The 13,961-nt window shown below is 74.7% G+C and carries 11 protein-coding genes; 1 reads left to right on the forward strand and 10 read right to left on the reverse strand.

Features of this window, described 5'->3' with window-relative positions; translation table 11 throughout:
- A partial coding sequence (locus JNW98_RS10810; RefSeq protein WP_504754643.1) for a hotdog family protein occupies positions 1 to 2,923 on the forward strand: 2,923 nt, incomplete at its 5' end.
- Positions 2,924 to 3,128: 205 nt separating this feature from the next.
- Here the strand turns inward: JNW98_RS10810 and JNW98_RS10815 are convergent.
- The 10 genes from JNW98_RS10815 to JNW98_RS10860 form a co-directional block, all read right to left on the reverse strand.
- Positions 3,129 to 5,393: an MMPL family transporter gene (locus tag JNW98_RS10815; protein ID WP_223767925.1), complete on the reverse strand. Its 2,265-nt coding sequence runs from the start codon at positions 5,391 to 5,393 to the stop codon at positions 3,129 to 3,131.
- Between the two features lie 141 nt (positions 5,394 to 5,534).
- Positions 5,535 to 6,431, reverse strand: a complete 897-nt coding sequence (locus tag JNW98_RS10820) for a hotdog family protein (RefSeq protein ID WP_223767926.1) — start codon at positions 6,429 to 6,431, stop codon at positions 5,535 to 5,537.
- Between the two features lie 156 nt (positions 6,432 to 6,587).
- Positions 6,588 to 7,154 (reverse strand): hypothetical protein, encoded by a 567-nt coding sequence (locus tag JNW98_RS10825; protein ID WP_223767927.1) that lies wholly within the window; start codon positions 7,152 to 7,154, stop codon positions 6,588 to 6,590.
- Positions 7,155 to 7,159: 5 nt separating this feature from the next.
- On the reverse strand, positions 7,160 to 8,281 hold the full coding sequence (locus tag JNW98_RS10830; RefSeq protein WP_223767928.1) for an ROK family glucokinase: 1,122 nt from the start codon (positions 8,279 to 8,281) through the stop codon (positions 7,160 to 7,162).
- A 226-nt stretch (positions 8,282 to 8,507) separates the two neighbouring features.
- Positions 8,508 to 9,368: an ATP-binding cassette domain-containing protein gene (locus JNW98_RS10835; RefSeq protein ID WP_223767929.1), complete on the reverse strand. Its 861-nt coding sequence runs from the start codon at positions 9,366 to 9,368 to the stop codon at positions 8,508 to 8,510.
- Positions 9,365 to 10,405, reverse strand: a complete 1,041-nt coding sequence (locus JNW98_RS10840; RefSeq protein WP_223767930.1) for an ABC transporter permease — start codon at positions 10,403 to 10,405, stop codon at positions 9,365 to 9,367. The genes JNW98_RS10835 and JNW98_RS10840 overlap by 4 nt, the downstream gene beginning before the upstream one ends.
- Complete coding sequence (locus tag JNW98_RS10845; RefSeq protein WP_443732497.1) at positions 10,402 to 11,412, reverse strand: sugar ABC transporter substrate-binding protein; 1,011 nt, start codon at positions 11,410 to 11,412, stop codon at positions 10,402 to 10,404. The genes JNW98_RS10840 and JNW98_RS10845 overlap by 4 nt, the downstream gene beginning before the upstream one ends.
- A 197-nt stretch (positions 11,413 to 11,609) precedes the next feature.
- Entirely contained in the window at positions 11,610 to 12,332 is a 723-nt protein-coding gene (locus JNW98_RS10850) for a GntR family transcriptional regulator (RefSeq protein WP_263420631.1), read from the reverse strand.
- A gap of 259 nt (positions 12,333 to 12,591) precedes the next feature.
- On the reverse strand, positions 12,592 to 13,227 hold the full coding sequence (locus JNW98_RS10855; protein ID WP_223767989.1) for a bifunctional 4-hydroxy-2-oxoglutarate aldolase/2-dehydro-3-deoxy-phosphogluconate aldolase: 636 nt from the start codon (positions 13,225 to 13,227) through the stop codon (positions 12,592 to 12,594).
- 256 nt (positions 13,228 to 13,483) lie between these two features.
- A complete protein-coding gene (locus JNW98_RS10860; protein ID WP_223767933.1) occupies positions 13,484 to 13,930 on the reverse strand; it encodes a guanyl-specific ribonuclease in 447 nt (148 codons plus the stop codon).
- Between the last annotated feature and the right edge of the window lie 31 nt (positions 13,931 to 13,961).

Here is a 13,961-nt window from a genome sequence, read left to right on the forward strand (position 1 = left end):
CCGCCTGCCGTCGCCCGAACCGCCGCCCGCCGCCATGCCGCCCGCGCCGCGGCTGCCTTCGGTACTGCCCCCGGTACCGGCCTCGGCGCCAGGCCCGGTACCGGCCGCGTCGCCGACCTCAGCGCCGGCCGCGTTCCCGACCTCAGCACCGACCACGCCACAGACCTCGCTGCCGGCCCCGGCACCCGCCGCGTCACCGGAGGCACCGCCGACCGCCGCCCCACCGCCGTACCCCGGCCCGGCACCCGTCGGCGCCGACGACCCGCGGACCGCGGCCGCCGCCCGACACCGCTCCCGCGTCGGCGCGGCGCACCAGGCGCATCTCGCGGCCTGCTCGGCGGCGCACCTGCGCTTCCTGGAGAGCCGGTACCGCGTCAACTCCCTCCTGACCGCACACGCGTCGGGACCCGCCGCCACGGCCGCCGCGCCACCCCCGCCCCTCCCGCTCCCGGCCCCGCCCCCCACCGGCCCCGGCAGCACGCCACCGCCCGCCGGCCGTCCCGGTCCCGTCCTGGACCGCCGGCAGCTCGAACGGCTGGCGCTCGGCACGGTCTCCGAGGTCTTCGGCCCCCGCTTCCGCGCCCTCGACGGCCACACACGCCGCAACCGGCTCCCCGCCCCGCCCCTGCTCCTGATCGACCGGGTGCTCGGCATCGACGCCCCGCCCGCGGCGCTCGGCCCGGGCGCCATCCGGAGCGAGACGGACCTGCGGCCCGGCGCCTGGTACCTCGACGCCGGCGGCCGGCTGCCCGCCGCGCTGCTCGCCGAGTCATGCCAGGCCAACCAGGTCCTCCTCACCTGGCTCGGTGTCGACTTCCTCCACCGCGGCGACCACGTCTACCGGGCGCTCGGCCAAGAGATCACCTTCCACGGCAGCCCGCCCGCGGCGGGACGGACGCTGCGTCAGGAGGTCCGCGTCCTCCGGCACGCCGACCACGACGGCGTCCACCTCGCCTTCTTCGAGGCGGACTGCTTCGCGGGCGACACGCTCCTGATGAGCCTCCGGGAGGGGCGGGCGGGGCTCTTCACCGGGGAGCGGCTCGCCGCCGCGGACGGCCTCCGTTGGGACCCCGCTCCCACCCCGTCCCCCGATCTCCCGTACGACCCGCCGCCCGCGGACGGGCCGGCCCCGCGCGGCTTCACGCCCGAGGCCGTCCGCGCGTTCGCCGACGGCCGCCCGTACGACTGCTTCGGCCCCGGCTGGGAGCCCGCCCGCGCCCACGCCCGTACGCCGCGCGTCGACGGCGGGCGGCTGCTGCTGCTCGACCGGGTCACGGAGTGCGACCCGGCGGGCGGCGCCTGGGGGCGCGGCCTGCTGCGGGCGGAGACGGACATCCGGCCCGACGCCTGGTACTTCGCCGCCCACTTCCCGAACGACCCGTGCGTGCCCGGCAGCCTCATGGCGCACGCGGCCTTCCAGGCGATGGCCTTCCACCTGGCGGCCCTGGGGCTGACGCTCGGGCACGACGGCGCCCGCTTCGAGCCCGTGCCCGGCCGCACGATGACGCTCCTCTGCCGCCGCCAGGCCACCCCCGCCGACCGGCGGATCGCCTACGAGGTCCACGTCGGCGGCCTGCGGCGCGGCCCGGAGCCGGCCCTCTACGCCGACGTCCTGATCTCCGTGGACGACGTCCCCGCCGTCCTCTGCCGGAACATGTCCCTGCGCCTGGTCGCCGACGCCCCGCCCGCCGCCGGTGCCCCGCCCGCCGCCGACGCGCGGGCGGACGCGCCGGTACGGCGGCTGTGCCGGGAGACCGTCGACCCGGCCGCCGACGCCTGGGTGCACGACCACTGCCCGACGCTGACCCTCCCCACCCTCCCCATGATGTCCGTCGCCGACCGGCTCGCGGCGGCCGCCCACGAGGCCACCGGCACCCCGGCCGGCCGGCTGTCCCTGCGGCGCGTCCACATCCGCCGCTGGCTCACCGTCGACCGGCCGCTGCACCTGGCCGCCGAGGTGCGCCCCACCGCCGACGGAGGCGCGGAACTCACCCTGCTGCGCCACGAGGCCGACGCCGACGGCCCCGCCTGGGAGACCGCCGCCACCGGCACCCTCCTCCCGCCCGCCGCCCGGCCCGCGCGCCCCCGTCCGTTCCCGCCGCTCGCCGACGCCGTGCCCGAGCCGCTGCCGTACGAGACGGGCGCCATGTTCCACGGCCCGGCCTTCCACTTCGTCACCTCCCTGCGCGTCGGCGGCGGCGGTTCCACGGCCGTCCTCGACGCGGGCCACCCCGGTGTCCCGCGCGGCCTGCTGCACCAGGGGCTGCTCGACGGGGCCTGCCACACCGTCCCGTTCGGCCAGCTGTGGCGCTGGTCGCCCGACGTCCCCCGGGACTGCCTCGCCTACCCGTGGCGGCTGGAGGCGCTCGACGTGTACGAGCCGCTGCCCGACGCGGGCCCGGTCCGCTGCGAGGCCCGGTTCCGCGGATTCCACACGGACGGCCCGGGCTTCCCCGTCGTCGACTTCCAGCTCGGCGCGGGCGGCCGGGTGGCGGTCGCCTGCACCCTCGTCTCCGTCCTGCTGCCCGCCGGGGGCTGGGCGGACGTGCCGTTCGCGCTGCGCCACGCCTTCCACCGCGACCGCCGCTACGTCCCGGGCGCCGGCGTCTCCCGCACCGAGGGCGGCGTCACCACCCTCACCCTGGCCGCCGCCCGGGCACACGACTGGCTGCCCGGAACCGTCCTCTCCCTCTACGGCCTGCCCCCGCGCGACGCCCTCGCCGACCACCTGGCCGTCCTCGCCGTCAAGGACCACGTCGCCCGCCTCGCCCACGTCCACCCCTGCGCGGTGACCGTGGCACCGGACCTGCGCGGCGCCCACGCGGAGGGGGATCCGGGAACGCGGTACGGGGTCGAGGTCACGCGGACCGACGGCGGCGTCCGCGTCACCTCGACCGCCCCGGCCGCCTCCACCACCGGCTGACGGCCTCCGCGGACGCCGCCTCCGCGTGGCTCCGGGCCTTGCCGGGCCCGCCCGGCCCGGAGCCACGCCGGCCCGCCCGCCGGCACGCCCCGCAGCGGTGTCACCACTGGCACCAAGCGGCCGAACGGCCACCCCGCCCGTACTGGCAGGGCGCCAGGGGTGCGGGCCACCGGCCCACCCTCCGGAAGGGACCGGTCCCATCCCCTCAGAGATCCGCTCGGCGCCCGCCGACCGCACCGCCCCGGCCGGCCCGCGGCCACCCCGGCGTCCACCAGTTCGCCCGCCCCGCGAGCCGCATCACCGCCGGCACCAGCAGCCCCCGTACCGCCGTCGCGTCCAGGAGGGCGGCCAGTGCCAGGCCGACGCCCACCGCCTTGAGGAAGACCAGGCCCGAGGCGGCGAGCGCGGCCATCACCACCGCCAGGATGGCCGCCGACCAGGTGAAGAGGCTCGCCGTCCGGTCCACGCCGCGGGCCACCGCGAGTGTGGTGCCGGCGCCCCGGCGGCGTTCCTCCACGATGCGGGCGAGCAGGATGCACTCGTAGTCCATGGAGAGGCCGAAGGCGATGCAGAAGACGACGATGGGGAGCACCACGTCCGTCGTGCCGGTGACCGTGAAGTCGCCTACCAGCCACCGCAGATGGCCTTCCTGGAAGACGAAGACCAGCGCGCCGAAGGTCGCGCACAGGCTCAGCGTGTTGAGGACCAGCGCCTTGGCGGCCAGGACCGGGCGCCGGGTCAGTGCCAGGACCAGGACGAACATCGCCGAGGCGGTCAGCACCAGGGCAACCGGCAGGCGGTCGGCGATCGGCCGCCGGGCGTCGAGGGACTTCGCGCCCATGCCGCCGACGAGCGCCGGGGCGGGCGCCGACAGGGCCCGGATCCGGCGGGTCCGTTCCGCGTTCCTCGGTCCGCCCGGTTCGCCCCGGGCGACGGCCCGCAGGAACACCCCGTGCGGGGACCGGAAGAGGGCGGACGCCGCCGTCGGCCCCGCGATCCGCCGCCCGTCGCGGTACCGGCCGGTGGCCGTCTCCACCAGCATCGTCCCCCGCTCCAGGGAGATCCGGCGGGCGTAGGCGTCCAGTTCCCCGCTCCTGCCGCGCGCGTCGAAGCGCGGCAGGACGACGGTGGTCGCCCCGAGCCCGCTGTACGGGAAGTCCTCGCGCAGCGCCGCGCCGACCCGTCCGGCGGCCGAACCGGCCGGCAGCACCCGGTCGTCGAACAGGCCGAACCGCACCTGGGTGAAGGGCGCCGCCAGCAGCACCAGCAGGCAGACCACGGGCAGGCCGCAGAGCAACGGCTGCCGGGTCACCGCCTTCGCGATCCTCCCCCACCGCCCCAGCCCGCCCGCCGCCGCGTCCGGCCGCACGCGCCGCCGGCGGGCGAAGACGTCGAACCGGTCGAGCCGGTCGCCGAGCAGCGCCAGCACCGCCGGCAGCACCACCAGGCTGCCGATCGCCGCCATCACGGTCACCGCCATGCCGGCGCAGGCGATGGACCGCAGGACGGGGTGCGGGAAGACCAGCAGCGCCGCCATCCCGCAGGCCACCGTCCCGGCGGAGAACGCCACCGCCCGGCCGGCCGTCCGCAGCGCGGTGCGCAGCGCCGGCGCGGTCGCCGCGCCCGCCCGCCGCTCCTCCCGGTAGCGGCTCACCAGGAACAGGCAGTAGTCGATGGCCAGGCCGAACGCCAGGGCCGTGCTGATGTTCAGCGCGTACGCCGACACCTCGCCGAAGGCGGCGAGCACCCGCAGCACCGCCGTCGTGCCCAGCGCGGCGAACACCCCGACGGCCACCGGCAGCAGGGCGGCCACCAGCGACCCGAAGACGAGCAGCAGCAGGGTGAAGGCCACCGGCAGGGCGATCAGCTCGCTCAGCCCCGCGTCCCGCGACGCCTGCCGCGCCACCTCCGCCCGTACCGCCGCGTCCCCGCCCGCCGCCACGTCCAGCGGCCCGGTCCGCCCGGTGACGCGGGGGACGACGCGGGCCGCCGCCCGGCCCGTCTCGTGGTCGTCGCCGCGCAGCCAGCCGAGGATGAGGGCGTCGTGCCGGCCGGCGGAGCGCAGTTCCGGCGTGCGCGCGTCCCAGTAGGACCGGACTCTGGTCACCGCCGGGTCGGCGCGCAGGCGTGTGGCCACGCTACGGGCGGCGGTGCGGGCCGCCGCGGAGTCCACCGTCGTGCGCGCGCCCGTCACGTGGGCCAGCAGGACGACGTCCGGGGCGTCGGCCCCGAAGTCGCGGCCCAGGATCTCGTCGGCCCGTACGGACTCGGCCCCCGGCGGGACCATGCCGCCGGACGAGACGCGCTGGGCGACGTCGTGCCCGGCGAGCCCCGCCAGCACCGCCACGACGACGGCCGTGAGCACCACCGCGTACCGGTGCCGCACGGCGAACGGCGTCCGCCCCGGCGGGGCTCCCGGGGGGCCGGGGGCGGGGGTGACCGGGGGTTTCTCCGTCGTCTCGGCGGACATGTGGTCCCGGTCCTCCCGGCGTCGGCGTGCGGTGGGCGCGTGCGGTGGGGCCCGCGCGGTGGGCGTCCCTCCTCCGTCTTCGGCCCGGACGCAGCCCCGCCTGAGCCCGCGAACGAGTGGAAACCGCCCCCGGGCCGGGTGTCAGGGAAGGTCGCGCGCGGGCAGTTCGACGACGCCGGTGCCGGTGAGGACCGGCCCGCCGCCCGCGCCGGCCACACTGATCCCGCAGCCGAACGCGGACCGCCCGGCGGGGAGCCCGGCCCCCGCTCCCGCCGCCTCGGCCAGCCGGACCGTGGCGGTGACCGCGTCCCCCGCGTGGACCGGGGCGAGGAAGGCGAGGGCGAGCTCCCGCACGTGCGCGCCGGGGTCGGCGAGGAGGGGGACGGCGGTGAGGGTGAGGACGCCCTGTGTCATCCGGCGGTCCCCGGTCATGTGGTGCGCGCCTAGGTCGCCGGTGAGGCGGGCGCAGGTGTCGATGTCCTCGGTGGTGAAGACGGCCGTGGCGGTGCGGGTGAGGAGCGCGGCGGCGCCTTCCTCCTCGGCGCTCGCCGACGGCGGTACGACCGGCGCCGGTCTGCCCACGGAAAGTGCGCCCACGGAAGGTGCGCCCGCGGACGGTCCGCCCAGCGCCGTCCGGTCGACGACGAGGCCCGTGCTGCCGCCGCTGATCACCGGCTCGTCCTCGTCCCCGCACCGGACCCGGGCGTCGAAGGCGATCCGGGTCAGGGGCGCACCCGCGCCGGCCGGTTCCAGCCGGGTGACGCGCAGTTCGGCGGTGAGCGTCTCGTCCCGCCCGATCGGGCGCCGGGACGTCCAGGCCATCCGCCGGGACAGGTAGTCGAGGTCGCCGCCGAGCTTGGTCAGCGGGGCGACGGCCATGAGGTACGGCAGGTGGGCGGGCGGCGGGGCGTCCTGAGCGGCGCCGCTCAGGGCGCGGAACGCGCGGACTTCCTCGTCGGTGTACCGCTTGGTCCACGTCAGCACGGTGCCGACGGAGATCTCGCCATGGGCGGCGTTCCTGATGGTGGACGACGACAACTTCCCCTCCGGCGCTGACGGAACGGCGTGCTGAGAGGCGGCCGGCCCGGCGCGGGGGCGGCCGCCCGGGCGTCATCATGCCGGTACGGCGGGGTGGAGCGGAGGGGCGGTCGGCGATGTGGCCCGCGCCACCCGGCGGACCCGCCCGACGGTCCGTCAGGGACTCGTCGTCGAGACCACGAACACCCGCGGGTACCGCGGGTCGTCGAGGTTCGCCGTGACCTCGATGTTGGGCTTGGGCTTGTCCTCCTCGCGGACCGTGCCCGTCCAGTGGTGCTTGCCCTCGAACTTCCAGCCGACGGTGGCGGCCTCCTCCTCGTCGATGGTGACGTCGCCGTCCTCCAGGTCGGAGGGCTTCATGCCGTGCTCGTTCAGCCACTGGTCGAACTTCGCGCCGGTGGTGGTGAACTGGAGGAAGAGGGAGCTGGACTTCCAGGAGTTGGTCTCGAAGTGGGCGACGTTCTCCGCGTCCGCCGGCACGGTCACCTCGTAGATCCGCCGCTGGAGCCGGGAGGGCCAGCCCTCCTCCAGGCCGGTGATGGTGTGCTCCTCCTGCTTGTCGCCGTTGCCGTCGCGGCTCTGGAGCGCGGAGATGTAGAGGTAGCCGGCCGGGATGGCGACGAGCAGGAAGACGGCCAGGGCCTTGAGCCAGCGGCGCGGGCGCGGGGTGCCGGGAGCGCCGCCGGGCGTCTCCGCGGTGTCCTCGCGGTCCGTGTGCTCCATGGTGATCACCCGCGGCCCGCCCGCGCGTACCGCTCGTACCGTTCGACGCGGCGCCGGTTGGCGCGCCGGAAGCGGCGGGCCACCAGCCGGGCGAGGTCGGCGGCGCCGACCATGCCGGCCTCGGGGCCGAGCTGGGCGCGGACGATGCGGGCCTCGGGGCGGTAGCCGCGGCCGGTCAGGTGGCGGCGGAAGGCGTCCCGGGCGGGGCCGATCAGCAGGTCGTCGGCGGCGCTGACGCCGCCGCCGATGACGAAGCAGGACGGGTCGAGGGCGGCGGCGAGGTTGGCGATGCCGACGCCCAGCCACTGGCCGATGTCCTGGAGCAGCTCGACGCACATGGCGTCGCCGTTGCGGGCGAGCTCGGTGATGAGCGGGCCGGTGATCTCGGGGATGTTCCCGCCGACCCGGTCGATGATCCCGTACGCCACCGGGGACTCGGCGGCGGCCAGCTCGCGGGCCTCGCGGACCAGCGCGTTGCCGGAGCTGTACTGCTCCCAGCAGCCGCGGTTGCCGCACGGGCAGCGGTGGCCGCCGGGCACGACCTGCATGTGCCCGAACTCGCCGGCGACGCCGTACTTGCCGCGCTTGACCTGCCCGTCCTCCAGGATCGCGCCGCCGATGCCGGTACCCAGCGTGATCATGACGAGGTGGTCCTCGCCCCGGCCGGCGCCGAAGCGCCACTCGGCCCAGGCGGCGGTGTTGGCGTCGTTGTCGACCATGACGGGGACGGCCAGCCGGCCGGCCAGCCGGTCGCGCAGCGGCTCGTTGCGCCAGGACAGGTGGGGGGCGAACAGGACCCGGTTGCGGTCGGCGTCCACCCAGCCCGCCGCGCCGATGCCGACGGCGTGCACGTCGTGCCGGTCGGAGAGGTCGAGGACCAGCTCGACGATGGTGTCCTCGACGACCTTGGGGCTCTTGGACTTGTCCGGCGTCTCGGTGCGCAGCTTCTCCAGGATCGTGCCGTCGGCGTCCACGACGCCCGCCATGACCTTGGTGCCGCCGATGTCGATGCCGACCGTGGGCACCCGGGGCGCGGTGAGGTGCGAGCGGCGCTCGCGCGATCCGGTGGTACGCAGGACGGTGGCTCGTGCGGAGCCCCGGTAGACCCGCTCGCGGTAGATGCTCATCGCGGCACCTCCGTGGCGCGGGGGGCTCCGGCGGCTGATCGGGGGCGTGCTCGCACGAGGTCGTCGTCCCTGCGGTGGTCTCGGGAGGCGGTGCGCCTCGCGGATACGGTCGGTGCGGGTGCTGCCCGCGTCGCCGATTCTGCCTCACCGGCGGCGTCCGTCGCACAACGGGCGGACGACGGGCGGCGGGGCCCGTACCGCTTCCGGTCCGGGCCCCGCGTCGTGGTCAGGCGTCCTTTTCGGAGCCGTCGTCCGGCTTCCCCGGCTTGTCGTCCGGCCCTCCCCGCGGCTCGCGCGCGGCGAGGTCGGGGGCGGGGGCGCGCTCCAGCTCGTGGCTGAGCTGCTCCAGTTCGCTGCCGCCCGCCATCTGGCGGGTGAGCTCGTCCAGGCCGATGTCGGCCTTGGCGTGGCTGCCGGCCATCGCACCCCGCTTGAGCAGCACGAACCGGTCGCCGACGAGGTACGCGTGGTGCGGGTTGTGGGTGATCAGCACCACACCGAGACCCGCGTCGCGCGCGGCGGCCACGTACTTCAGGACGACGCCCGACTGCTTGACGCCGAGCGCGGCCGTCGGCTCGTCCAGGACCAGGATCTTCGCCCCGAAGTGGACGGCGCGGGCGATGGCCACGCACTGCCGCTGGCCGCCGGAGAGGGTGCCGATGGGCTGGTCGACGTCGTGCAGCTCGATGCCCATGCGGGCCAGCTCGGTGCGGGTGGTCTCGCGCATGGCGGCCACGTCGAGGCGCCGGAACGGGCCGCGGCCCTTGGTCGGCTCCGAGCCGAGGAAGAAGTTCCGCCACACCGGCATCAGGGGGACCACGGCGAGGTCCTGGTAGACCGTGGCGATGCCGCGGTCCAGGGCCTCGCGGGGCGAGCCGAGCCGGGCCTCCTCGCCCTCGATCTCGAAGGTGCCGGCGTCATGCCGGTGCAGCCCCGCGATGATCTTGATGAGGGTGGACTTGCCGGCGCCGTTGTCACCCAGCACACAGGTGATCTCGCCCGGGTGGACCTCCAGCGAGACGTCCTCCAGGGCGCGGATGTTCCCGTAGTCCTTGGAGACGCCGTCCAGCCTGATCAGAGCCGTCATTTGCTGGCCTCCGCGCGCTTCCGGACCCAGGCGTTCAGCAGGGTCGCCAGCAGCAGCATCGCGCCGAGGAAGAACTTGAACCAGTCCGGGTTCCACTGCGCGTACACGATGCCCTTGCTCGTCATGCCGAAGATGAAGGCGCCCACCGCCGAGCCGATGGCCGAGCCGTAGCCGCCGGTCATCAGGCAGCCGCCGATGACGGCCGCGATGATGTAGAGCAGCTCGTTGCCCACGCCCTCGCCGGACTGCACGACGTCGTACGACATCAGCAGGTGCTGGCCGGAGATCCAGGCGCTGAACGCGACCGCCATGTACAGGCCGATCTTGGTGCGCCGGACCGGGACGCCGACCGCGCGGGCCGCGTCCACGCCGCCGCCGACCGCGAAGACCCAGTTGCCGGCGCGGGTGCGCAGCAGCACCCAGGTGGCGACGGCGACCAGGCCGAGCCACCACAGGACGGTGACCTGGAGGTCCACGTCACCGAGGGTGAAGTGGGACGCGAAGAGGGCGCGGGCGGACTCGAAGCCCTCCATGTCCCCGATGGTCTTGGTGGAGACGGTGCCGCTGATGAGCTTGGTGAAGCCGAGGTTGAGGCCCGTGAGCATCAGGAACGTACCGAGCGTGATGATGAAGCTCGGCAGCCTGGTCCGGGTGAGCACGAAGCCGTTGAAGAAGCCGATGGCCAGGGTGACCAGCAGCGAGACGCCGACGCCGACCCAGACGTTGGCCGTCATCTGGTAGCTGAACATCGAGGAGACCAGCGCCGAGCTGGTCACCATCACACCGGCCGACAGGTCGAACTCGCCGCCGATCATCAGCAGCGCCACCGGCACGGCCATGATGCCGATCGTCGACGACGCGTACAGGACGGTGGAGAGGCCGCCCGCCGTCAGGAAGGAGTCGGCGACGATCGCGAAGAAGAGGAAGACCGCGGCGGCGCCGACGACCGAGCCCAGCTCGGGGCGGCCGAGCAGGCGGCGCGGCAGGGTCCGGCCCCGCGGGGCGGCCTCGGGGGCGGTGGCGGTGGAGGCACTCATCGCGTCCCCCGCTTGGTGTACTCGGCCAGGACCTTGGCGTCGTCCTTGGTGACGATCTGCGGGCCGGTGAGGACCGGGCGGCCGCCGCCGAGCATGTCGCGGTTGTAGCGGTAGAGCCAGAGCAGGTCGACGGCCTCGTAGCCCTGGAGGTACGGGTCCTGGTCGACGGCGAAGCCGAGGGAGCCGTCCTTGAGGGCGTCGGCGACCTTGGCGTTGAGGTCGAAGGTGTCGACCTCGGCCTTGCTGCCGGCCTGCTCGGCCGCCTTCACGGCGGTCGGCGCGAAGGGGGCGCCGAGCGTGACGACGGCGTCCACGTCCTTGTCGGACTGGAGCTTGGCCTCGATGGACGACTGGACGTTGGGCATGTTGGTGCCCTCGACGTAGAGGTTCACCACCTCGCCCTTGAACGCCTTCTTCACGCCCTCGCAGCGCTGCTCGTGGCCGACGTTGCCCTGCTCGTGCAGAACGCAGACGGCCTTCTTCTTCCCGCGCTCGTTGAGCTGCTCGCCGACGGCCTCGCCCGCGATCACCTCGTCCTGGCCGATGTGGGTGAGGGCACCGAACTCCTTGGACTTGTCCGAGCCCGAGTTCACCGTGATCACCGGGATGCCGGCCTTCCGCGCCTTGGCCACGACGTCCTTCATGGCGTCCGGCTTGGCAAGGGAGACGATCAGTCCGTCGACCTTCTGGTCGATCATCGCCTGGACGCTCTGGGCCTGCTTGTTCCCCTCCACGTCATGCGCGTAGAGGAACTTGATGTTGTCCTTCGCCGCGGCCTGCTTGGCACCGCTCTGCACGATGTCCCAGAAGGTGTCGCCATCGCCCGAGTGGGTGACCATCGCGAAGGTCCACCGGGGCGTGTCGACCGCGGCGCGCCCCTGGGCGGCCTTGGCGGCCCGCTCCTCGGCGCGCTTGCCGCCCGTACTGCTGCACCCCGCCAGTGTGGCGCCGAGCACCGCTGCCAGCACGGCGCTCACCGCACGTACGCCTGTCCGAACCCTTGCCACGAGGACTTGCCCTTCCACTGTCTGTCACGGTGCGGCCGGGCCCCGGTCCCGCGGGCCCGACCGCCCAAGTATCCGTCACGATCCGTCACGGCCGACCGCGGGGGCTTTCACCCGGCGCGCTGTTCAGGTGTTCTAGTGGCGCACGCCACACCGCGTCAATACTTTGTCAGAACATTCTGACGTCGCGTGGGTCCGGCCTACGGGCGGGCCAGCAACTGGAAATCGAAGGAGTACCGGGAGGCCCGGTAGAGATGCGAGCCGAACTCCACGGCCCGTCCCGTGTCGTCGAACGTCGTCCGCTCCATGGTCAGCAGCGGCGCACCGGCGGCCGGCTCCGCGAGCCGCTCCGCCTCCTCGGCCGTGGCGGCGCGCGCCCCGATGGTCTGCCGCGCGCTGTGCAGCGTGATGCCGGCGGAACGCATCAGCCGGTACAGCCCGGTCTCGGCCAGGACGTCGCCTTCGAGATCGAGCAGCCCGACGGGGAGGTGGTTGCGGAGGTGCGCCACCGGCTCCCCGTGGGCCAGCCGCAGCCGCTCGACCCGGACGACGTCCGCTCCCTCGGTCACCCCGAGCGCGGCGGCGACGCGGGCCGTGGCGGGCTCGGTCGCGCGGCCCAGCAGCAGGGTGGCCGGCTGCTGCCCGGCCGCCTCCAGGTCGTCGTACAGACTGCTGAGCTCCAGCGGCCGCTTCACCTGACTGTGCACGACCTGCGTCCCCACCCCGCGCCGCCGCACCAGCAGCCCCTTGTCGACCAGCGACTGGATCGCCTGCCGCACGGTCGGCCGCGACAGCCCCAGCCGCGCGGCCAGCTCGATCTCGTTCCCCAGCAGACTGCCCGGGGCGAGCCCGCCCCGCTCGATGGCGGCTTCGAGCTGCTGGGCCAGCTGGTAGTAGAGCGGGACGGGGCTGGTGCGGTCCAGGGTGAACTGGAGGGGTCGGTGCTTTGCCACTCCGTGGAGGGTAGCGGGGGGACCTGATGACGGGAAGTCCGGAGGTCCGGTTGTCCGGACATGGGGGGTGCCCCGGTCCCGCCCCTTCGCCGATTCCCGGGGCTGCGCCCCGGACCCCGCTGATCGCGGCTTCGCCGCTCGTCCTCAAACGCCGGACGGGCTGATAGGGCCCGGCCGGGGGTGCGGGGGCGCAGCCCCTGCAAGAAACGGGAAGGGGCGGGACCGGGGCTCACCCCCCGCCCCGCGGACCCACCTCCGCCAGCCGACCGACCAGCTCCTCCACCCGCTTGGCCACAGTGTCCCGATCCCCCTCGGCAAGCGCCCCGCCGATACCGCAGGCAACCGCCCCCGCAGCGATCCACTCAGGAGCCGACTCGACATCCACGCCCCCGGCGACCAAAGCCGCCTGCGGCAACTCGGAGCGCAGCTCACGGACGCACTCAGGACGACGGCCGGCGGCAGGGAAAAGCTTCAGGGCGTCAGCCCCGAGCTCCAGGGCCCGGACGATCTCGGCAGGCGTCGAGACGCCGACGAAGACGGGAACCCCGTACCGGTGGCCCGTCCGCAGCACCTCGGGGTCAAGGGCGGGCGAGGCCAGAAACCGCGCCCCGGCCTCGACGGCCATCCGGGCCGAGGGAGCGTCCAGAACCGCGCCGGCCCCGACGACCGCCTCGTCGCCGACCTCCCGGACCAGCGTGGCGACGGCGTCGAGGGCGAACGGCGTGGCGAGGGATATCTCCAGGCTGGTGAGCCCGGCCGACAGCAACGTGCCCGACGTCAGCGTCGCCTCGTCGTAGCTGTCACCGCGCACCATGGCGAGCACGCGTTGCCCCAGCGCTGCCCGGGTGATCTCCCAGCGATACACGGCAGTTCGCCGCCCTTCTCGTCGCGTCTCGTCGCGTCTCGTCACGCGCGGATCGTTCGCGGAAGAAGAACGGTAACGGCAGGGACTGACATCCGACCCCGTCTCGCGCCTCCCCGGACGCGCGAGACGGCACCCGGGAGCGCGCGGCGACCCGGCCGGGCGCGACCGCACCTGGCCTGTTGCGCGGCCGACTTGACGCTCCATCAGGTCCACCCGGTCCCGGCGGGTGCCGGAACCGGGCGGGGGAAGGGGTGGGTCAGCAGGAGAAGTCGACCCGGGCGAAGGACCGGTAGTGGTCCCCGGTGTAGTAGTCCTCGTGGTCCGCCTGGCCGGCGACGATCCGGCGCGCGCCGCGGTCGGGCGAGCCCGGCGTGATCACGGTGTACTCGTGGTAGTAGCCGCCGCCCTGCTTCGGCAGCACGCCCTCGCGGTTGGAGAAGACCGTGCCGTCCTTCGGGTACGGGAAGGGGCCGCCCTTCTCGATCAGGTCCAGCGTGTCGTGCGCCTGCGCCGGCAGCGCGGACTCGCAGACGTGACCGACGCCCTTGGCCGCGACCGAGACGGTCGAGACGGTCGTGGTGGAAGTGACCGTGGAGGTGGAGGAGGTGGGAGATGCCACGGCGGCAGCGGAGGCGCCGAGGAGGAGAACAGAGGCCAGCGCGGCCGGCGCACCGAAGCGCGCGAAACGGTGGGGGATGTTCATAAGCACAGGATGACGCGCGTAGCGCATGACA

The organism is Streptomyces huiliensis, from assembly GCF_020037025.1.
GTDB classification, from domain to species: Bacteria; Actinomycetota; Actinomycetes; order Streptomycetales; family Streptomycetaceae; genus Streptomyces; species Streptomyces huiliensis.

Coding starts and splice junctions, on each gene's coding strand:
- JNW98_RS10860 (WP_223767933.1), bottom strand. CDS start 13,930: ATGAACATCCCCCACCGTTTCGCGCGCTTCGGTGCGCCGGCCGCGCTG.
- JNW98_RS10825 (WP_223767927.1), bottom strand. CDS start 7,154: ATGGAGCACACGGACCGCGAGGACACCGCGGAGACGCCCGGCGGCGCT.
- JNW98_RS10830 (WP_223767928.1), bottom strand. CDS start 8,281: ATGAGCATCTACCGCGAGCGGGTCTACCGGGGCTCCGCACGAGCCACC.
- JNW98_RS10815 (WP_223767925.1), bottom strand. CDS start 5,393: ATGTCCGCCGAGACGACGGAGAAACCCCCGGTCACCCCCGCCCCCGGC.
- JNW98_RS10840 (WP_223767930.1), bottom strand. CDS start 10,405: ATGAGTGCCTCCACCGCCACCGCCCCCGAGGCCGCCCCGCGGGGCCGG.
- JNW98_RS10835 (WP_223767929.1), bottom strand. CDS start 9,368: ATGACGGCTCTGATCAGGCTGGACGGCGTCTCCAAGGACTACGGGAAC.